We start from the raw sequence: 19641 nt of genomic DNA, 5'->3' as shown, positions 1-19641 counted from the left end.
TGCGGAGGTGTAACCTTGTGACCCAAGAAAAATCCTTTTCCCTTGAAACGGTCCGCCAAGCCTTTCAAGACCGAGCCACTTGGTTCTATCTGATGTTAGAAGAAGCAAAAAACCTAGGTTTTGATGCAGAGGCCATAGCGAAAAAATCGATTTTCCGTTACGGTCAGATGAAGGGGCAAGCCATGGAACCGACGTCGGACATGGAAGAACTGGTTAAACAGTTCGCCAAGCCCGTATCACAAGCGGTTTTCGAAATGAATATCGCCAAAGTCACCCCGGAAGAGGCGGTCATTGAATTTCATCATTGCCCCTTGGTAGTCGCTTGGCAGGAACGACACGGCTGCACCGTTGAACAGACCGATGTTCTCTGTGACTGGGCTGTTCAAGGGGACCGTGGGATTATGGCCTGCTTCCCTGATTTCGAATTCATCCCGGAGAAGCGCATCGGCGCTGGAGACGCCTGCTGCCGGATGGTTTTCCGAAAAAAGTAATCCTAGCTTTGGAGTTAGCCGGTAGGAACGGAACGACATTACTTCGCATTTAATAAATTCCCTATAAGCAGGTAGCATAGTGATACAGACATTCCAAGGAGGTTCAATTCCATGGCAGAATTAATTGCAGGTCAAATCGCTCCCGACTTTACCCTTCCGGCATCGAATGGGGAAGAAGTTAGCCTGAGCCAGTTTCGAGGCAGCTATGTGGTCCTATATTTTTATCCCAAAGACAACACAGCTGGCTGTACCACCGAAGCTCAGGAATTTCGAGATCTACATGGTCAATTTCTGGACAAAAACACGGTGGTCTTAGGTGTGAGCCGGGACAGCGTCACATCTCATGGTAAATTTATAACGAAACAGGAACTGCCCTTTCTCCTGCTCAGTGACGGCGACAGCACCCTTTGTAACCTCTATCAGGTGCTGAAAGAAAAGAACATGTATGGGAAAAAGTCCATCGGGATTGAGCGGTCCACTTTTATCATCGATCCCGACGGGGTCATTACCCATATTTTTCGTAAGGTAAAAGCGGCAGGACACGCTGCCAAAGTGCTCGATTCCATCGGCTAAAAAGGAAACCGAATGCAGGTCAAGGGGGTGTGCAACATGGGCTTGCACCGGAGCCACGTTTATAACATGTTAGAACAAGCGAAGACCTCGGAACGACAGGTCTATGTCTATTTTTCTGACGGTACGGTCAAGCGATATCAAGTTGTAGACATAGCTCCACCCTTGGCCTATGTACTTCCCGTTGATTTGGCCGAGCCGCAGCAGCGTCCGCTATTGATTGAAAAGATTGTTGCTGTCGAATGGGCCTAGTCAAGTGTCAAACGATGTCGTCAAATTAGCAAAAAACCCGTAAAATAGGCGGTTTTTCCTGTATACAGTATATGAGCTCCGCTATTCTTGCGTTAGCATGTATTTATGATAAAATATAATAGTCTTTACGTAAAATAACATAAATATGCATGAGGAGTGTGAGGGTGTTGACCAATAAGCAGGTATTTATCGTAGACACAACGTTACGTGATGGTGAGCAAACAGCAGGCGTTGTATTTGCCAACAAAGAAAAATTACGGATTGCACGTATGCTGGATGAGTTAGGGGTTCACCAGATCGAGGCAGGGATTCCCGTCATGGGCGGCGATGAAAAAGAAGCCATCAAGCAAATCTGCAAGATGGGTCTCAAAGCCAGCATCATGGGTTGGAACCGTGCTGTTATCTCTGACATCCAACACTCCATTGATTGCGGCTGTGACGCGGTAGCTATCTCCATCTCTACATCGGACATTCATATACAAGAAAAGCTGCGGACCTCTCGGGAGTGGGTTCTCGAATCGATGATGAAAGCCTGCGAATTTGCGAAATCGCAAGGCGTCTATGTCTCCGTCAACGCAGAAGATGCGTCTCGCTCGGATATGGATTTCCTGATTCAGTTTGCCCGTGAAGCGAAAAAAGTGGGCGCCGACCGGATTCGTTATTGTGATACCGTCGGAATCATGGAACCCTTTATCATTTACGATAGAATCAAGACACTTCGCGAAGCAGTCGATATCGATATTGAAATGCACACCCATGACGACTTCGGTATGGCTACTGCCAACGCCCTAGCCGGCGTGAAAGCCGGCGCGTCCCATGTCGGCGTGACCGTCAACGGTCTCGGCGAACGGGCCGGGAACTCGGCTCTGGAAGAAGTGGTTATGGCTCTTAAATATCTCGAGAACATCGATCTGAATTTCAAAACCGATAAATTCCATGAAGTTTGTGAGTATGTTTCTCGGGCTTCCGGTCGCTTCTTGCCTTCTTGGAAATCGATCGTCGGCTCCAACATGTTTGCCCATGAATCAGGGATCCATGGCGACGGCGTTCTGAAAAACCCGAAAACCTACGAAGTCATTTCTCCTGAAGAAGTGGGTCTTGCTCGTCAGATCGTTATCGGTAAGCACTCCGGCACGGCTTCCATCAAAGCCAAATTCCGTGAGTTTGAAATCGATATGACGGAAGTACAGGCTGCCGAAGTTCTGGCCCGCGTCCGTGAAACGGCTGTCCAATTGAAGCGTCCCCTCTTTGAAAAGGAAATCATGTACATCTATGAAGAGCTCTACGGGTATCCTGAACACTAAAAACATATTTTCCCGTGAGTTAATGTAATCTATTGAAAGGCCTGGAAGGAATTGCTCCCTTCCGGGCCTTTTTGCTTTTTCTCGAAACCTTTTCATCTAGACACAAATGGTTCCCCGAATGCTTTTATTTACCCTCTGTCCCGTTCATAGGCCGCAGAAAAGAGTCGCATACTAAGAGCGGCATCAAGATTCACTGTCCCCTGAAGTGGTCCCGAATAACGATGGCCCCGAAATCCAACGGAGGTGATTTATTTGGGAGACAAAAAGTATAGTAACTTCAGCGTGGACAACCGTCTAGAAGAGATGTCAAAAAACATCTACCCCGGTGGCGTTCGGATTGACCCCCTGCCCGCCACGGCTGGCCAGGAAGTCTGTATCCTTTACTCGGGCTTGCTCGCCAACAGCGGAGCCGATCAGGTCTATCTCCATGTCGGTTATGGCGATGCAAACCGGTGGCAAAAGGTACAGGATGTGGAGATGGATAAGACTGGCTACGGATGGGTCAAAGTTCTTCCCGCTCACGACTTGGGCACCATGAACTTCTGCTTCCATGATTCGGCCCAAAACTGGGACAACAACAGCGGCGTTAACTGGACGATTCAGGTGCACAACGGGTAAGGGGCCTTTAGGGCCCCTCCTAAACCTTTTCGGTGAACCTATGGAGGTGTTGATTTGAGAATCCTCATGCTCTCTTGGGAATACCCGCCCAACGTGGTCGGCGGCTTAGCTCCGCACGTCCATGGTTTGGCCGGTGCCCTCGTCAAACAAGGCCATCAAGTCCATGTGATCACCCAAGGTGGAGATGGGCTGCCCAGCGACGAAAGGGACCGCGGCGTTCATGTCCACCGTATTCAACCCTATTCCTTATGGTCGCTCGATTTCGCTGGTCACATTCATCATCTAAACTTCGCCTTCATGGAAAAAGCGCAAAAAGTTGCCTCCGAAGTAGGCGACTTCGATATCATTCATGCCCATGACTGGCTCGTCGCCTATGCAGGACGAGCTTTAAAACATGGATGGAAAAAACCGTTGATCGCCACCATCCACGCCACCGAGTGGGGGCGCCATAACGGTTTGCACAATGACCTGCAGCGCTATATCAGCCAGGTTGAGTGGTGGCTCGGATATGAAGCGTGGCGGGTCATCGTTTGCAGCCAACATATGGAGCGGGAACTGAGCCGGATCTTCCAAATTCCCGGAGACAAAATGGCCGTCATCCCCAATGGGGTTCATCCTGACGATTTTTCCGCCGAAAAGGCCCAAGGCTTTGAACGCAGCCACTATGCGACCGACCACGAACGGATCATCCTTTATGTGGGCCGGCTCGTCTGGGAAAAAGGTGTTCAAGTCCTGATTGACGCGATGCCGGAAGTGCTGCGCCACTATGATGCCAAATTGGTCATCGGCGGAACAGGCACCCAGATGAATTACTTAAAACATCTGGCAGAACGCCGGGGAATCTCTCATAAAGTTCACTTTGCCGGGTATATTCAAGGATCTACCAAAGTGGGTCTTTTACGAGGGGCTGACGTAGCCGTTTTCCCGAGTCTCTACGAACCTTTTGGCATCGTCGCTTTGGAAGCGATGGCGGCCGAAACACCATGTGTCGTCTCTGAAACGGGCGGGCTCACCGAAATCGTCAAGCATCGCCATAACGGGTTGAAGGCCTACCCGAACAATCCAGGGTCTCTGGCTGAACAGATTAAAACGGCCTTAGGCGATGAACTGCTCGGCAAGTCCATGACCAAAACAGGCGCTCGGGAAGTGCGGGAAATCTATTCTTGGGACGCTATCGCCGCGAGAACAGTCGATGTGTACAATTCGGTGGAAACGGTGCGAGCCGTTCCAGAACGGCGTCGTCCCGTCAATCGCCTTGCAGAACTATTACAGGTAGCTGTCCGGCACTAACGAACTGCATCGTTGTCAACCGAACCGGTAGTGTCGACAGGATGGATTCAACCTCTTGTCGATTGTCTGGTGTCGTATAGATGCTGTACCAACCTATATCGGGGTAAAAAGACACAATCATCGCCAGGTGGCTGTATCCTTCCATAATGCGCAAAAATAGGGACGCTTTTTGCGGTTCCTGCAAACGTACCAATCCCACCGGGCTGTCCGATGGGATTTCTTTATAAATATCGCTTAACTGTCGTTTCCCCTTATATCGTGACATGTCAAAAGCCTCCTAATTATAAATCCTAGCGATATCCTATTGATGAATCGACTCTGTCCACTTCACTCCAGGCTTTTACCGCCTTTTACCTTCTTGGTGTCCATTTATTACAACAGATTCTAACCTATTTAATTCAGCTGCCAAAAAATAATTGTTACTAACGATAAAAAAACCCTCCGGTTATATTGTAAACGGCGGGCTTTTTTCATCAAGCATTTCGAGTTGTCTTTAGGGCACTGATCGACTATACTCCCGAAAATCGACACGGGGAAAAACAGGGTTTCGATCTTCCAGATCGTTCACAAGGTTCTCGTCCATCGGTTTTTTCCCGGAGATCATATCTGATAAAGCGAGACAATTATTCAAATGGTACACCGAACGATTTACGGCGTAGTTAACTGCCGTATCCGTTTTCATGATAAAGGCCCAGTCGCTGCTTTGAGCCAGCAACAGTTCCCGAGCCATCTGGTTCAGGGCTCGCTGAGATAAGCCGTCGGCATGGTACTGTTCCCGGGACAGCTCATTCATTCGGTCCGCAGCTTGGTGCAGGTGGCGGTAAAGCCAGTGATTGCTTGCTTCGAGCCAGACTTCGTGATACCCCTCAGCACCCCAACTTGACTCGGAAGGCGTGGCCGGTTGAATGCGAGGATACCTCTGCAGGTACCGTGAGGGGGTGATGAATTCAATCCCTGGGTCGACTTGGGCACGACGGCGAATGACTTGATCCAAAAATCGGGGACCCTCATACCACCAGTGACCGAACAATTCGGCATCGTACGGGCAGAGGATCAGCGGTTCACGTTCTGGCATAAAGCCATTTAAGTATTCGAGCTGTTTAGAACGGTTAAAAAGGAAATTACCAGCGTGCTGGGCCGCTTTGGACTCAGCCCAGGTGGGTACGTAAGGTTCTTTATGGGCTCCTTCTCGATCGGTGATCCGGTGGTACTTAAAGCCTGTATGCAACCGGATTCCCTCGGGATGGATAAAGGGGCGCACATACTCAAAATCGAGATCAAAGCCGATGTCGCGATAATATTCCCGGTAATCACTATCGCCGGGATATCCTTCATCTTTGCTCCAGACTTGTTTGGAAGACTCCAGATCTCTACCAAAAGCAGCCACACCGGCTGGAGTCATAATCGGAGCGTAGGTGCCGTAACGCGGTTGAGGGGTGGCAAATTGGACGCCGTGAGCGTCGGTGATAAAATATTTTAGGTGAAATTCTGCCAAAATATTCTCCAGACCGGGGTGGTAGGCACACTCGGAGAGCCAGATCCCTTGCGGTGGCCGGTGAAAAAATCCTTCATACGTATTCACGGCGGTGGCAATTTGCACTCGCTGTGCTTCCCGGTAAAAACGCATAAATGGAAGGTAACCATGAGTGGCTGGGCAAGGGATGATCTCCACTATACCCCGGTCCATCAAACGACGAAAAGCTCCGATGAGATCACGATAGTAGCGGTCATTAAAGGAATGGAGAGCTTCGGAAAAACGGTGCCGGTACAAGTGAGCTAAGGCGGAGAAGGCGGGATCTTCCTGAGTTCGCTCGATCTCCAACTCAGCCAGCAAAGTCAGATTGGACATATGGTTCACATAGCGTTCCTGCATGAGCGGATCGGCGAGCATGGAGAGCAAGGTGGGACTCATGGTCAACGTCAGCGAACCCTGTAAATCATCTCGATCCCAGCCTTCAAAGACTTGCAGCAAAGGGAGATAACATTCGGTAATCGCTTCGAAGAACCAGCGCTCCTCCAAATAGTCCTCTCGATCATTATGGCGGATGTAGGGAAGGTGGGCGTGCAAAACAAAGGCGATCAAGCCTTTACTCATTTGGTTGTGCCTCCAGAAGATGCCTTATTCCAGGAAAGAGCGCTCCAAGCACCGGCCGGTGAGGTTAAGGGATTTTGTCTTTGGTACGGTTTGCCTTGAAGAGCCGCGATAGGTGGCCATTCGGGGTCGATGATGGGAGAAGGAGCCGCTGCAGGGGTTAAGACCGCTTCCGACAAAAGCAGTGGGACAAAACCTTCCCGCGTTAACCGGCCGACAGCTAACCGGTATCGATGGGAGGGGTTGACGCCATGAATGTACCAGTGGTCGGCGCCGTCCGGAATGGATATGTCCACATAAGGAGCTTCTGCAAAATCAGCCTGATCGGTCACATCAAAGAGACGCAATTTCCAAGGCGATTTCTCCCACTCTAGCGGATCAAAGGCGGAGGCGGCCGCCAACTCTGTCTCTGCCGAAACTTCCCAGTAGGCATATAATGAAAAGGGACTGCGGGGCAATAACCCCATGATATCTTGGCCATACCGGGGGGGCAGAAATGAAAGACCGCTATCAAAACGTGGGCGAAGGTTGAGGGGAGCCAACTCTTCCGAAAACTCTGGCATGACTTTTTTCAGAGGAACCGGTTGACGGCGGCTCTCCCGCTTAATCCAAGATATGATCAGGAGTATGGTCATGGCGATGACGAAGATGATCAGCAAAAAGAGGCCGAAGTTAAACCACGGCGCCAATCGAAAGCACCTCCTAGGTCTAATTGCTTCCCTAGTATTCCCGTGTACCCGTTTCATATTTAGTGAAGCCAGCAGGGATTTTTCCCCGGTACCCCGAATGAATTTATTATGGACATAACATGGGGAAGCATAGAACTAAATTTACTGAAAAGCATGGCGGCGAGTCTGCTGTTCATGGGATTGGCCTATGGGGGCAGCGCCTTGTTTCATCGATTTCGGCCGGCAAAGGGTTACCCCGAAGGGCTGCTCATCCCTTGGCGCTGGAGTACCGACATGGTCGGACAGGGTATCGTCCTTGGGGTGGGGATTTACGGAACGGTCACCTTTTTAGGTGCGCTGATCTTCTGGATCTTTCCCGGTCCGGAACATCCGATCCAACATCTCTTTCGAGAGGGCGCCGTCAACTCTGTTCAACTGGTCTTGCTTTTTCTAGCTGTGGCCGTCGTGGCACCGGTTACGGAAGAGTGCTTTTTCCGGGGCTTTCTTTTGCCCGCCATGGACCAGCGCTGGGGAGAGGGAATCGCGTCCCACCTAGCGGCCCTTTTGTTTGCGGCCATGCATCTCGATCCGTACCGGTTTGTTCCGCTCTATGCGGCCGGATACATGCTCAATCGGGGCGCTTTGCGAACCGGCAGTATTGTTCCTGCTGTGGTCGCCCATGCCCTTTGGAACTTGACAGGGTTTATTCTCATATGGATTAGCTCATGGGGAGGGATACGGTGAAACGCCTCATAGAAATCATCGGTGCTTTGCTTTTCTTATTTATCGCCACTTTTGTCGGGTTGTATTTCGGAAATCACTACTTGGAGAAAAAAGGAATTGAATTGGTCGACCGCCCGCTCCATTATGATTATGTCTTAAAAAATGGGACGATTGTGGACGGGACCGGGAAAGGCCGGTACAAAGCCGATATCGGCATCAAAAAAGGCAAGGTGACCTTTATCGGGATCATTCAGCCTCCAGAGGATGTCAAAGTCATCGACGCATCAGGATTGCTGATCCTTCCTGGCTTTGTGAACCTCTATTCCCGTCTCGATGGCACGGCGGACGGATCGACGGCCTTTGACGGTCTGGTCAAACAAGGCTATACGACAACGCTATCTGGTTACGGCGCCCTCGCCCAGGAAGATGTGACGAAACACCTGGAACAGGCAGCTCGATCAGGATTGCCGATTAACTACGCTGTCCTCGCCGGCCATCAGGGCCTCTTTAACTTGCTAAAGGATCAGCAAGAGAAGTCGGAGAAAATGGTGGAAGAGCCGGCTCTTGAGTATGGACAAGTCCCGCCGCCGCTGACGACATCAGGGCAGCCGAAACCGAATGTGGACGATTTGCTGCAAGAATTGTCCACGTCATTAGAGCAGGGAGCCTTCGGGTTGACCATCGATTTTGATGACCAACTGGGACGGCAGCTCACCTTCGAAGAAATGACGAAGCTGGCAAAGGCGCTGCAGGAAAAAGGGGCTGTGCTCGCCTTAACGTTGCCGCCGGCGTCGGCTAATCCAGACGTGTTGCTTCAACGGGTCATATCGTTACATAAAGAGACAAAAGTGCGTACACTGTTGTCGCCTTGGGGCTATTTTGGCAACGCTTCCGACGATAGGCTCACCGCGATGGAACAGGATTTGCGGGGAGCTTACCTATCGACCAAAGAGATCTACACCTGTCTATACCCCAGCACTCGGCAATCGGCTGGTGTCAAGCAGACACTACAGCGGGCTATGGCCCATTACCCGGCTGAACAGATAGAAATTCTTGAAGTCGGCGGAGAGAATCCCAAAACACTCGTCGGCAAGACGTTGGCTGAAATCGCCCAGGAGCGATCGCTCACCCCCGATGGAGCCGCCAAGGAGCTGACATCAGCCGGGCTGGTCCAAGTGACGATCCGATCTTCCAATCAAGAACGGATCCAGCGGCTGGCGTCGGATCCCTTTGTGGCCCTCACCGTCGATTCTGGTCAAGGCAGCGGATCGGAGTATAGTACTGATGCTGTAAAAGACTTTTTAGGCCGCTATGTGCAAGATCAAAACCTTTTTTCCTGGGAAGAGGCAGCCATGAAATTATCGGCAAGACCCTGTGCGATTCTAGGCATTGAAGACCGGGGTTCGATTAAAACCGGCAACTGGGCCGATCTGGTAGTGATCGATCCGGTGCTTCTATCGCCGAGAAGCCAAGTCAAAAAAAGCGGTATCCGTCATGTCTTTGTCAACGGCGCTATGGTCTTTTCTCAAGGGAAGATGCCCTCGGAAGGGCAAGGTAAAGGCCAACTGCTTCGCTTCAAGAGTAAGCCTCTCATGCCAGAACCGGTTCAAGAGCCCCAAACCACCCCAGTGCCTAGCACGGACGATGAGGAAGAGGAGTAACGGAACTAACGTTCTAACGGTTACCGAACCTCCGGGTCTGCCGTACATTGTTGCGGCAGACCCGAAGCGTTGGAGCAGTAATAGCGTTCGCCATCCCAGCAGAAATAGTCCTGGTATTGTTTAAATGGCGATAACAGAGGATTTCCTTGCAGGATATGGAGCCGTCCCTCGATGACCTGAAAAAGGATGGATGATTGTACAGTCATCTCCGGATAAGGGCGAGAGTGGTAACCGTCATCTTCTCTTTCGAGCTCGAAATCGTATTGAATGGGATGCTTTTCCCCCTGGGGAAACACGTACATGATGGCATGCACCAGGGGAGGCAGCGCGTCGGTACATTTTTGACGCAAGTTTTGGGAAATCGGGCTGTTTTCACAGAGACAGCCCAGCGGAATTTCTATGTTGCGCAGCAAAGGGACAGGCTTTCTCGTAATCGCATCGGGGGGAAAGGTGAGCCGCAACTCTCCCCATGCCATACATCCCACATCGGGGCAGTGAAAAAGGTAGAAAAAGTCGTCAAAGGATAGCTCCTGCTTAAGCCGAATTTCGCCTTCCGGGGTGATCACCAGGGCGAAGCGGGCTTGCTGGAGGATCGACTTGACCGATACGTTCACATAGCGGGAGAGGTAGGAGACGCTGCGTAGCCGGTGAGGCGGTGGGATGATCGGGTTAAAGAGAGGGTTTCCTGTCGGGTTGATGGTCTGCTGGAGCAACTGGCGGAAAATGAAGAAGTTTCCGGCGATGATCGCCACCAAGGCGAGTTGAACCCAAAAAGCGGCACTGATCGGTTGTTGCAGGGCCACGTAGAGAACGAAGACCCAGATCAAGCCGATCAACAAAAGGGTAAAATCCAGGTAAAAGAGGATGGTCCTGCCCGGACGATCGGGAAACAGATAATGGGTTTGGTATTTGCGAACCAGGTTGACCATAGGGCCAGCTAAGTTGCGGTTTTCCTGGTAAGGTAGTTCCAAAAACTCTTCCAGGATATCCTGCAGCCGTTCCATGCGCCGCTGGACGACGAGAGAGACGAAGATTCCCGTCGAGCCGAGCAAGGTGAGCAAGCCGCCGGTGACAGACCAGAGCAAGGCTAAAAAGAGTTCGGGGGAGAACATGCGTTGACCTCCGGGCTTTTTCTTATTAAGCCCGGAGGGGCGTGGTAAAATACTATGAAAGTTGCCTGTGTTTAACGGACAAACCAAATGAGTTTTCAGTTAAGGTTACATTGTGGCTAATCGGGGTGTAATGAATCCATTTGCTATGGGCTCCACGGCTGTTCGGCTCGGTTGCTACTCAATCATAGAAGCAGTAGGACTATAAAACATTAATTTATGTATCTTTGAAATTTTAGACGTGGTTAAAGAGAGGACGAGTATACGTGAAAGTTGGAGATATTGGCAATTACCATATTGAACGGGTAACCCTTCAAGGGGAGGGTGTGGCTCGTCCAGAAGGAAAAGTGATGTTTATTCCTGCGTGCCTTCCAGGAGAAGATGTGCAGGCCAAAGTCACACAGGTGAAAAAGAATTATTCCCGCGGGGAATTACTGAAGGTGGTTACACCAGCAAAAGGGCGTGTAGACGCACCCTGCCCGGTTTTTGGCGTCTGTGGCGGATGCCAATTGCAGATGATGGATTACCCTCTTCAGTTGTCTGTAAAAGAAGAAGGGGTAAAAGACGCGCTTCACCGGCTTGGACGCATTAAAGACGCTCCGGTTGGTCCTGCATTAGGGACAGACCACCCCTGGCGTTACCGGAACCGGGTCCAAATGCACTTGCAACGCCGAAGTGCTGGCTCGCTGGGAATGGGTTATTACCGCTATAATTCCCGGGAACTGATCGAGCATGATGATTGCCCACTTTTGCCGAAATCTTTTCCGCCAGTTTTAAAAGCAGTGCGCTCTTTGATTCAAGATATTGACCGAGAAGGAGAACTGCCTTTTCGCCATCTCGTCCTGAAGAGGGCTAATCCCTCGGAGGAAATAATGCTCATCTTCGTTTTGGCTGAATGGCGGTCCCAATACCATTCTAAGATAAAGTCTCTAGCTTGCCAGTTGATAGATAAAGAAAAAAAGCTTGTCTCGGTATATATCAATATCAATCAGAAAGAAGAAGGGGAAGTACTAGGCAGGGAGTACCCTTTGTATTTCGGAAAAGAACGACTCGAAGAACAGATGGCAGGAGGCTTAAGACTCCAAATCGGACCGGCTAGTTTCTTGCAAGTCAATCCTCGCCAAACGGAGGAATTGTACCGATTGACTGCTGAAGCCTGTGCTCTAACAGGGTTGGAGACGGTTATAGATGCTTATTGCGGTGTCGGTTCGATCAGTTTGTTCTTGGCCAAGCAGTGTAAAAAAGTGGTCGGGGTTGAGGAAGTGGAAATGGCGGTAGAAGATGCCCGTCAAAACGCTGCCTTAAACGGGATCGAGAATGCTGAATTTCTCGCCGGTACAGTGGAAGATATTTTGCCAGCCTATTTGAAAGATGGTAACCCTGTTAATGTAGTGGTGCTGGATCCTCCACGAAAAGGCTGCCATGAGCGGGTTTTGGATGCGATTGTCGATGCTCGACCAAGCCGGATCGTATATGTAAGCTGTGATCCCGCTTCATTGGCCCGTGATACATCACGGCTTGTAGAGCGAGGGTGGCAAATTGAGCAGGCTATCCCTGTTGACATGTTCCCGCAGACGGGTCATGTGGAAACTGTCTGTCTTTTATCCAAGTAAATCAAGGGTTTCGAGGTTCTTAACGCTTGAAATAATCGTTTTCCTACCCTTTGCCGAAGAAAATTTTTCCGTCGGTAATTGTTTTTACGATAATTAAGCAGTTGAATATAGGGACAAGTTCGGAGTGATAATGACATGACCGAAGCAGGGCGCCAATAACGTACAATCTGCGGCAAAATATGCAAGAACGACCGCCGATATGGCGAACAAAGCACAAAGTGCCGTAAATACTGCTACACAAGCAGCCGACCCAAATAACAAAACCGGAATGTAGTACCGTAAACATTACCATATCTGAGAAGCGGCATTTGCCGTTTCTCTTTTGTTAAATATAGCTAAATGACAAATGCGGAAATAGAATAGGAGGGAACGAAGAATAAATCGGTAAGAAATCTAGTCTACATACATTACAGAAAAAATCTCCGCGTCTAAGATATTTACTTAACCATTGAAAACAGAAGTTTCTATCTATTATTGTACCTTTAGTTACAAAACTATGGTAAAATATAGCCAAGCAGGGATTAGTTCTATAGGGAGGGAATATTAATGATTAAAAAAGTCCTCTTGGCTACCGATGGATCTGACCATGCCCTAAAAGCTGCCCGCTATGCTTGTCATCTTATGAAGTTAGATCCGGAAATTGAAACAACGGTCTTGTATGTCTATGATCTATCCCATCAATACCTGCTCGGTGCTGACGGAGCCGTTTTCTTTGACATTGATGCGGCCCGGGAAAAGATGGACGAGGTCGGTAAAACGGTCTTGGATAAAACCATGGAAGTTTTCTCCGAACAGGGCCTTGTCTGTCAACCGGAGGCGACCTTTGGTCACCCTGCCTTTGTTGTTGTGGACACGGCGGAAGAACGGGGTGTGGATCTGATTATCATGGGTTCCCGGGGTATGGGAGAATTCCGCAGTTTTCTTGCCGGCAGTGTCAGTGACCGCGTCTTCCACCTGGCCAAGTGCCCTGTGATGATCATTAAAGACGAATCAGACTGACGATTATACTTCGAGGTTAAAACGCAAATTTCGAGCAAGGCGGGCGATTTCACGTCCGCCTTCTCCTTTATCTCGGCATGTATTTTCCAAACGCCGCAGAAAGTGCTGCAGCGGCGCCGTTTGCAAGCCGCTGCGCGCCGCCTGCCGCCCCATGGTCGCCGTTTCCACAATCAATACCTGTAGCGATTCCCATTGGTTCTGTCCGGCCAAGGTGATGCCGACCGATTCCAGACAGGCGCTCAAATAGGTCCAAAGGCTTTCGGAGAAGGGGAAACTGGGGGAATGACCATACTCAAAGACCCACTGGATCATTTCCATATAACGCCGGGTAACGTCACCGGGATCGATTCCATTGCTCACATTGAAGATTCCTGTAATGCTCCGCAAATAATGCTTCAGCAGCTCGTTGATCCCGAAGCGCACCCGGAGCCAACGATGTTCTGCCATCGCTTGCAGCAGATGCTCAAAGGCGATCAACTCCCCGGAAATGGGCGGACGATCTTGCTCTAAGGCGGAGAGTTGTTCCGATGAGGGAGGGCCTTCATTCAAATCGATGTAAGTCGAAGGCGAGGGGGCAGGCAGCAGTTTTTGTTGAAACTGCCGCACCCAAAGGTAGAGTTCTTCGTCTGTCATCGAATTGCGCAAATGGTCATGCTCGTTCATATCGATAGTATTGGCTTTTTCGAAAAGACCATTTCAAAAATGCGAAGACTGGTTATGTTTTGTTTGGATAACAGGGGGATAGTTGATGATCGGCAGTGAAAAAAGGACGGTAGGACCACAGGCCGACAGCCATACTGGCGATGGCTGTGGCCGCTGTCAAAACGAGTTGGATAAGAAGCTGATACTTCACTGCTTCGACCGGGTTGGCCCCAGCGATGATTTGACCGGTCATCATGCCGGGAAGCTGTACGAGCCCTACCGTCTTCATCCCGTCGATGGTCGGGCTCATGCCGGCTTTGACCGCCGCCTTGATGGCTCTCGAAGCCGCCTGCCTGGACGTGGCGCCTAAGGTAAGGGCCGTCAGTACCAGTGGCTTTTGATTCAGCAATTCCGCTTGCAGTCGGCTCACGGTGAGTCCGGCTGCGATCATGGAATTACCGATGATCATGCCGCTAAAGGGAATGATGAAGCGCGGTTCCGCAGGCACGATGCCTAAGCCAAGCAGCAGTCCTAAAGTGAGCACTTCCGAAAGGATCAAGGCTCCGGCGATATAGAGAATCGACTGGGAACGGGGGAGTGCTGTGGCACGTTTGGAAGCGTTCTGTACGGCCACAACGACCATAACCGTTAAGATGGACAGAAGACCCGGCAGCGATCGAAGGTCAAAGACATACTGCAAGATATAGCCGATGATAAATAGCTGAATGATGGCCCGCACCGTACCAACCAGCATGTCCTTTTCCAGAGCTAGCTGTTCACGGTAGGAGAGGAATAGGGCGATGCCGATAAAGCTGAGACTGAAGGAAAGGGTCAATAAGCTCATGGTCCATCCCCCTTTATCTCCAAAAAAGTTCGCACGACCGCAGGGGCTTCATCGGAAAAGAAGACTTCTGTCGGCAGGCAAGCAGAGATCCGGCCTTCCGTTAATAAAAGGACTTGATGACTGACGCGCCGGGCTTGTTCTGGATCATGGGTGACCCAGAGGACTGCTATATTCTCTTGCGCTACCACGGTGAGAACGATTTCTTCCAGCTCTCTTGCCCCATGGATGTCCAAGGCCGAAGTAGGTTCGTCCAAAAGTAGCACATCGGGTTTTACGGCTAGGGAGCGGGCTAAAGATAGGCGCTGCTGTTGCCCGCCAGATAAGGTATCGGCCGGTTGGGATAAAAGGGAACGGTCCAGGTGAACCTTCTCCAGCCATAGAGGCGGGTTGATGGTCATACCCCAGAGTCGTGCCCCGAAGCCCAGATTTTCTTCCACCGTTCCCGGAAAAAAGGCGGGCCGCTGCGCCACATAGGCGACGCGTCGACGCAGTTCGGTGACCGGGTACATTTCGACGGGCTGTCCCTGAAAGCGAATCTCCCCTTCCGATAGGCGTTGGAGACGGTTTAGCGCTGTTAACAAGGTGCTTTTCCCCGAGCCGGAAGGGCCTAATAGGCAGAGGATCTCCCCAGGAGAGACCTTACCGCTCACGTGATGAAGCAGACGCCGTTCCGCCTGCGCCTCTGCAGTCTGTACCATGATGGATAAGGAGATATTCTGCCATTCGAGTACGGGTTCTACGGACTTATCGATGTTTACCACCACCTGACAGTGAGATTATAACGGTTTCCTTTAAAAACATAAAAGGTACCGGTAGAACCGGTACCTGAAGATAATTCAATTAATAAGAGCGGTGGTTTTGGAAGCAGTCACGGCAATAGACCGGACGTGCGCCAGAAGGCTTGAAGGGCACCGTCGTGGTAACGCCGCAGTCAGAGCAGATGACTTCATACATTTCCCGTTGAGGGCGGCTTTCCCCGCTTTGTTCACCCATACGGCGTTTCCGGGCAGCCCGGCAGTCAGGGCAGCGGCTCGGGTCGTTTTGAAAGCCCTTTTCAGCATAAAAGGCCTGTTCCCGAGCGGAGAACACGAACTCTACGCCACACTCTTTACAGACAAGGGTACGATCTTCGAACACCAAGTATCCCGTCCTTTCCTCGGACAAAATGAATTCCCCGGTCCGGGTCATAACCTCATCCCCCAAAACCAACCATTTCCCCGGACTAGATCCGAAAGAAGAACGGTTTGAACTTTTTGTGGAAGGCAGACGCAACGAACCCATGGTTGGTTTTATTATACGTACTCAAGTAAAAAAAGGCAAAAAGTTTTTTGCGCTTTTGGTAGACCTCCGGGGCATGCTATTCTATTGGCATATATCGGAGTTTCCATGATTCAGGAGTGATATGCATCTTGAAAAAGCTCATGTGCTGGAGCCTGTTGCTCCTTTGGATGGGGATCATGTTCTGGCTCTCGTCGATTCCAAATCTCCGGGTCCTTCCGGTGCTTTATCTTATCGTCGCTTGGCTTGACATCCCTTGGCCGGTGCTAAAAACCAGCGGATTTGCTCTTGAGTTTCTCCTTCGCAAGACAGCCCACGTGACTGAGTACGCTATACTCACCGGGCTGTGGCTGCAAGCAGCCAAGTCAACCTGGTTGTGGTCTCGGCGGAGACATCTCTGGACAGCCTTTTTCTTTTCCTTGGCCTACGCCATAAGCGATGAAATTCACCAGGAGCTAACCGGTTTTCGAGACGGCCGGCTCATGGATGTCGGTATCGACAGTTTGGGGATTTTCATCGCGCTGATCATCGGATTTGTTCTATTCAAATCGCTAAAGGACGGTGCTCACGATAAGCAGCCGAATTCATGACAACATTTTGAACTCTACAAGTAACTCAAAACAACACCATGACGATGAGGTTTATGCTGTACCCGAAAAAGACTGGGTGCTGAAGCTGCTTTCCTGGTATGACGTAAACAAACGTGATTTACCTTGGCGGAGGACAAAAAACCCCTACGCCATTTGGGTCTCCGAGGTTATGCTGCAACAGACCCGTGTAGAAACGGTCATTCCCTATTACGAACGATTTATGAACCAGTTTCCCGATCTGAAGACGCTGGCTGGCGCACCGGAAGAACCGGTGTTGAAAGCGTGGGAGGGTTTAGGCTACTACTCACGGGTTCGGAACCTGCAAGAAGCAGCCCGGCAGGTGATGGAACGCTTTGCAGGGCAAGTCCCTCCCGAACCAAAAGCTTTTCGAAGTTTAAAAGGGGTCGGGGCATACATATGTGGGGCCGTCTTATCCATCGCCTTTCAAATTCGGGAACCGGCTGTCGACGGAAATGTCTGTCGCGTCTTCGCCCGTTTTTTTGGCTGGGACGATCCTATCGGGAGTACGGTACTCTTAAAAAAGGCATGGCAGGCTTCATTGGATCAGTTGGCCTGGCTGCCCGATGAGCGGGTCCCCGATTGGACTCAAGGGTTGATGGAACTCGGCGCCCTGGTCTGCATACCTCGAAGCGCCCGCTGTGGAGAATGTCCCCTAGCTGATGGTTGTACTGCTCGCGCCCAGGGAAAAGTAGAAATGCTTCCGGTACGCAAACCCCGCAAAGAGAATCAAGAAGTGTATCGAAAAGCCTTGCTCCTGACCGATGAAAATGGCCGGGTCCTCTTGACACAGCGCCCCGATAAGGGATTGCTGGCGAACATGTGGGAACTGCCGACCTTTGAACAGGGATTTCACAGCTTGGAGCAGGTAAAATATGAACCGGAACGGAGCGAACAGTTTCGGCATGTTTTTAGCCATTTGACATGGATCGTCGATGTCACGCCTGCCCGGATCGATTTGGAGAAAACAAACCCCCTAGAAAGCAGAGGTCGTGTTGCTGAAGAATCTTCCCAATACGGCAGTGACAGCGGGCAAAGGTCGTGGTGTGACAGAGAAGCGTTGTCGCGGTTGCCCATGAACAACCTAACCCTGAAAATATTAAAAAAGTACGGAGTGCTCTAGGGGAGCACTCCGTAGGGTGTCGAAAAGAGGGATGGAGCTTGTCCAAGCGCTTGAAGTTAATCTACAACCCTGAAGCCGGGGCCGGTGCCTTTAAGCGATCCCTTGACGAGGCTATCGCCATTTTGCAGTCTGGCCAATGGCAAGTCCTCACATACCGAACGGAAGGTATCCCAGGCGAGACCTCGAAGGAAGCCGAAAAGGCCTTGCAGGACGGTTGTTCGGCCGTGGTGGCTGTCGGCGGAGACGGCACTTTGCATCAGGTGATGAACGGACTCATGCGCTTGGCCGATCGCGGGGAGACACCACCTGCATTAGGGATCATCCCAGCGGGGACGGCCAATGACTTGGCGACGACCCTGCGCATCCCCAGAAACGTGGAGGCCTGTTGTCGGATTATCGTCGAAGGCCATACCCGAGAGATCGACGTTGGTCAAATCGGCGACCGTCATTTCCTCAACGTGGCCAGCGGCGGTCTGATGACAGACGTGTCCCACAAGGTGAACCAGTCCCTGAAAAACAACATCGGGAAATTGGCCTATTACCTAAAAGCCTTGGAACAGCTTCCCGAGTTCCGGCCTTTTTCGCTGACGATCGAAACCACTTCCGGCGAGACTGTCTATTCCGGTGAAACTTTATTGTACCTGATTCTAAACGGGACGGGAGCCGGTAGTTTTCCTGTCCTTTCGCCTCATGCCTGCCTCGATGACGGGATCCTAGATCTGCTCGTTTTTCGGTCCTGCCGTATTCACGATTTCATCAGTCTCTTTGTTCGCGTGCTCCAAGGGGAGCATCTAAACTCCCCCTTGGTGACCTATCATCAGGCGTCGGCTTACATCATTCGTGGTCCTGAGTCGCTAGAGACCGACATGGACGGGGAAGTGGGACCGCCGCTCCCCTGGAAAGTCCAAGTTCGGCCTTCAGCCTTGTCTCTTTTCGTGCCTAAAGTAAGTGCTCATTCTTCAACCTGATAACAAGCCCTCAACCCTAAGCCAAAAAAGAGCAAAGCATATAAAGTCAGTGCGATAAAACTGTCCAGGGGGAATGTTTGGGTTAAGGATAGGGTCCTCAAGCCGTTCGTCGTGTGGGTGAGAGGAAGGATATATAGGAAGGCAGACAGGAACTGGGGAATGTTCTGTAGGGAGAAAAAGGTCCCGCAGAGAAAGGACATGGGGCTGATGACGAAGGCGTTAAATTTGTTGATCTCCGAGTGAGACTGAATGGTCAGAGCTGCCCAAAAACCGAACCCCGAAAAGACGAGGCAGTTCAAAAAGAGCAGGAGCAAAAAGAGCCCGCCTATATGGAGATGAACCCCGAAGACCATCGTCAAGGCAAGCATGACCAGGCCGGAAAACATACCGCGAAAGGCCCCCGCAAGAATCCGGCCGATGGTCAGGGAGATCATCGGAATCGGGGCCGTTAAATACTCCTCGAAAGTCTTATCATAAAGTCTCGATATGTTCAAAGGAGTCGCCACGGCGTTAAAGGATGAGGTCATCGTTGATAAGGCGACGATGCCGGGAATAACGAATTCAAGGTATGAGACGCCTTCAAACCGAATTCCCCGGCCTAAACCGAAGCCAAAGGCAAAAAGGTAGAGAATCGGTGTCACCATCGTGGAAGCAGTGTTCTTCCAAAAACGGCGGGAAAAGATGAGATATTCCTGCCAGAGAATCGTGCTGATACCTGCCCACAGAGGGGAAATAGATGGGTTCTTTGCTGCCTGTTGTTCCATCAATGAAATCACCTACGATATTTT

At 50.9% G+C, this 19641-nt stretch carries 22 protein-coding genes; 13 read left to right on the top strand and 9 right to left on the bottom strand.

Going from position 1 to position 19641, the window contains the following annotated elements:
* Window positions 1–17: 17 nt before the first annotated feature.
* From GJ688_RS04040 to GJ688_RS04015, 6 genes are all read left to right on the top strand, one after another.
* Complete coding sequence (locus GJ688_RS04040) at window positions 18–491, top strand: L-2-amino-thiazoline-4-carboxylic acid hydrolase (protein WP_155475231.1); 474 nt, start codon at window positions 18–20, stop codon at window positions 489–491.
* Between the two features lie 111 nt (window positions 492–602).
* Window positions 603–1064 carry a thioredoxin-dependent thiol peroxidase gene (gene bcp, locus GJ688_RS04035; RefSeq protein ID WP_155475230.1) on the top strand — a complete coding sequence of 154 codons (462 nt, stop codon included), beginning with the start codon at window positions 603–605 and terminating at the stop codon, window positions 1062–1064.
* Window positions 1065–1100: 36 nt separating this feature from the next.
* Window positions 1101–1313: a hypothetical protein gene (locus GJ688_RS04030; RefSeq protein ID WP_155475229.1), complete on the top strand. Its 213-nt coding sequence runs from the start codon at window positions 1101–1103 to the stop codon at window positions 1311–1313.
* 149 nt (window positions 1314–1462) lie between these two features.
* Window positions 1463–2617 carry a homocitrate synthase gene (gene nifV / locus GJ688_RS04025; RefSeq protein ID WP_407928933.1) on the top strand — a complete coding sequence of 385 codons (1155 nt, stop codon included), beginning with the start codon at window positions 1463–1465 and terminating at the stop codon, window positions 2615–2617.
* A 252-nt stretch (window positions 2618–2869) separates the two neighbouring features.
* Window positions 2870–3235, top strand: coding sequence for a carbohydrate-binding protein (locus tag GJ688_RS04020; RefSeq protein WP_235910743.1), 366 nt, complete (start codon window positions 2870–2872; stop codon window positions 3233–3235).
* Between the two features lie 54 nt (window positions 3236–3289).
* A complete protein-coding gene (locus tag GJ688_RS04015; protein WP_155475227.1) occupies window positions 3290–4525 on the top strand; it encodes a glycosyltransferase family 4 protein in 1236 nt (411 codons plus the stop codon).
* Here GJ688_RS04015 and GJ688_RS04010 read toward each other — a convergent pair.
* The 3 genes from GJ688_RS04010 to GJ688_RS04000 all read right to left on the bottom strand — a co-directional run bounded on the left by GJ688_RS04010 (window position 4482) and on the right by GJ688_RS04000 (window position 7306).
* On the bottom strand, window positions 4482–4790 hold the full coding sequence (locus GJ688_RS04010; protein WP_155475226.1) for a DUF4911 domain-containing protein: 309 nt from the start codon (window positions 4788–4790) through the stop codon (window positions 4482–4484). The two genes, GJ688_RS04015 and GJ688_RS04010, sit on opposite strands and share 44 nt — an antisense overlap.
* A 228-nt stretch (window positions 4791–5018) precedes the next feature.
* The gene (locus tag GJ688_RS04005; RefSeq protein ID WP_155475225.1) at window positions 5019–6620 is read right to left on the bottom strand and encodes a glycoside hydrolase family 57 protein; all 1602 of its coding nucleotides are present in this window, start codon (window positions 6618–6620) and stop codon (window positions 5019–5021) included.
* Complete coding sequence (locus GJ688_RS04000) at window positions 6617–7306, bottom strand: DUF4912 domain-containing protein (RefSeq protein WP_170291637.1); 690 nt, start codon at window positions 7304–7306, stop codon at window positions 6617–6619. The genes GJ688_RS04005 and GJ688_RS04000 overlap by 4 nt, the downstream gene beginning before the upstream one ends.
* Window positions 7307–7414: 108 nt before the next feature.
* Between GJ688_RS04000 and GJ688_RS03995 the strand changes: the two genes are divergently transcribed.
* Both GJ688_RS03995 and GJ688_RS21255 read left to right on the top strand, forming a co-directional pair.
* Window positions 7415–8029: a CPBP family intramembrane glutamic endopeptidase gene (locus GJ688_RS03995; RefSeq protein WP_155475223.1), complete on the top strand. Its 615-nt coding sequence runs from the start codon at window positions 7415–7417 to the stop codon at window positions 8027–8029.
* Window positions 8026–9669 (top strand): amidohydrolase family protein, encoded by a 1644-nt coding sequence (locus GJ688_RS21255; RefSeq protein ID WP_170291636.1) that lies wholly within the window; start codon window positions 8026–8028, stop codon window positions 9667–9669. Before GJ688_RS03995 ends, GJ688_RS21255 begins: the two co-directional genes overlap by 4 nt.
* 20 nt (window positions 9670–9689) lie before the next feature.
* Here the strand turns inward: GJ688_RS21255 and GJ688_RS03985 are convergent, their stop codons facing one another.
* Entirely contained in the window at window positions 9690–10781 is a 1092-nt protein-coding gene (locus tag GJ688_RS03985; RefSeq protein ID WP_155475221.1) for a hypothetical protein, read from the bottom strand.
* A gap of 263 nt (window positions 10782–11044) precedes the next feature.
* Here GJ688_RS03985 and rlmD point away from each other — a divergent pair, with 263 nt between their 5' ends.
* Both rlmD and GJ688_RS03975 read left to right on the top strand, forming a co-directional pair.
* Window positions 11045–12391 carry a 23S rRNA (uracil(1939)-C(5))-methyltransferase RlmD gene (gene rlmD / locus GJ688_RS03980; protein ID WP_155475220.1) on the top strand — a complete coding sequence of 449 codons (1347 nt, stop codon included), beginning with the start codon at window positions 11045–11047 and terminating at the stop codon, window positions 12389–12391.
* 546 nt (window positions 12392–12937) lie between these two features.
* A complete protein-coding gene (locus GJ688_RS03975) occupies window positions 12938–13390 on the top strand; it encodes a universal stress protein (protein WP_155475219.1) in 453 nt (150 codons plus the stop codon).
* Between the two features lie 3 nt (window positions 13391–13393).
* Here the strand turns inward: GJ688_RS03975 and GJ688_RS03970 are convergent, their stop codons facing one another.
* The 4 genes from GJ688_RS03970 to GJ688_RS03955 all read right to left on the bottom strand — a co-directional run bounded on the left by GJ688_RS03970 (window position 13394) and on the right by GJ688_RS03955 (window position 16013).
* Entirely contained in the window at window positions 13394–14035 is a 642-nt protein-coding gene (locus GJ688_RS03970) for a hypothetical protein (protein WP_170291635.1), read from the bottom strand.
* 70 nt (window positions 14036–14105) lie between these two features.
* Window positions 14106–14876 (bottom strand): ABC transporter permease, encoded by a 771-nt coding sequence (locus GJ688_RS03965; protein WP_155475217.1) that lies wholly within the window; start codon window positions 14874–14876, stop codon window positions 14106–14108.
* Window positions 14873–15637 (bottom strand): ABC transporter ATP-binding protein, encoded by a 765-nt coding sequence (locus tag GJ688_RS03960; RefSeq protein WP_170291634.1) that lies wholly within the window; start codon window positions 15635–15637, stop codon window positions 14873–14875. Before GJ688_RS03960 ends, GJ688_RS03965 begins: the two co-directional genes overlap by 4 nt.
* Before the next feature lie 79 nt (window positions 15638–15716).
* A complete protein-coding gene (locus GJ688_RS03955) occupies window positions 15717–16013 on the bottom strand; it encodes a zinc-ribbon domain containing protein (RefSeq protein ID WP_170291652.1) in 297 nt (98 codons plus the stop codon).
* A 272-nt stretch (window positions 16014–16285) separates the two neighbouring features.
* Between GJ688_RS03955 and GJ688_RS03950 the strand changes: the two genes are divergently transcribed.
* Genes GJ688_RS03950 through GJ688_RS03940 form a run of 3 tightly spaced genes read left to right on the top strand, consistent with a single transcriptional unit; the run spans window position 16286 to window position 18853 of the window.
* Window positions 16286–16744, top strand: a complete 459-nt coding sequence (locus tag GJ688_RS03950; RefSeq protein WP_155475214.1) for a VanZ family protein — start codon at window positions 16286–16288, stop codon at window positions 16742–16744.
* Window positions 16716–17885 carry an A/G-specific adenine glycosylase gene (gene mutY, locus GJ688_RS03945; RefSeq protein ID WP_170291633.1) on the top strand — a complete coding sequence of 390 codons (1170 nt, stop codon included), beginning with the start codon at window positions 16716–16718 and terminating at the stop codon, window positions 17883–17885. Before GJ688_RS03950 ends, mutY begins: the two co-directional genes overlap by 29 nt.
* Before the next feature lie 38 nt (window positions 17886–17923).
* Window positions 17924–18853: a diacylglycerol/lipid kinase family protein gene (locus GJ688_RS03940; RefSeq protein WP_155475212.1), complete on the top strand. Its 930-nt coding sequence runs from the start codon at window positions 17924–17926 to the stop codon at window positions 18851–18853.
* Here GJ688_RS03940 and GJ688_RS03935 read toward each other — a convergent pair.
* Window positions 18838–19617, bottom strand: a complete 780-nt coding sequence (locus GJ688_RS03935) for an ABC transporter permease (RefSeq protein WP_155475211.1) — start codon at window positions 19615–19617, stop codon at window positions 18838–18840. The two genes, GJ688_RS03940 and GJ688_RS03935, sit on opposite strands and share 16 nt — an antisense overlap.
* Between the last annotated feature and the right edge of the window lie 24 nt (window positions 19618–19641).

The sequence above is a fragment of the Heliobacterium mobile genome (assembly GCF_009720735.1).
GTDB classification, from domain to species: Bacteria; Bacillota; Desulfitobacteriia; order Heliobacteriales; family Heliobacteriaceae; genus Heliobacterium; species Heliobacterium mobile.
This window is presented reverse-complemented; position numbering and strand designations above follow the sequence as displayed.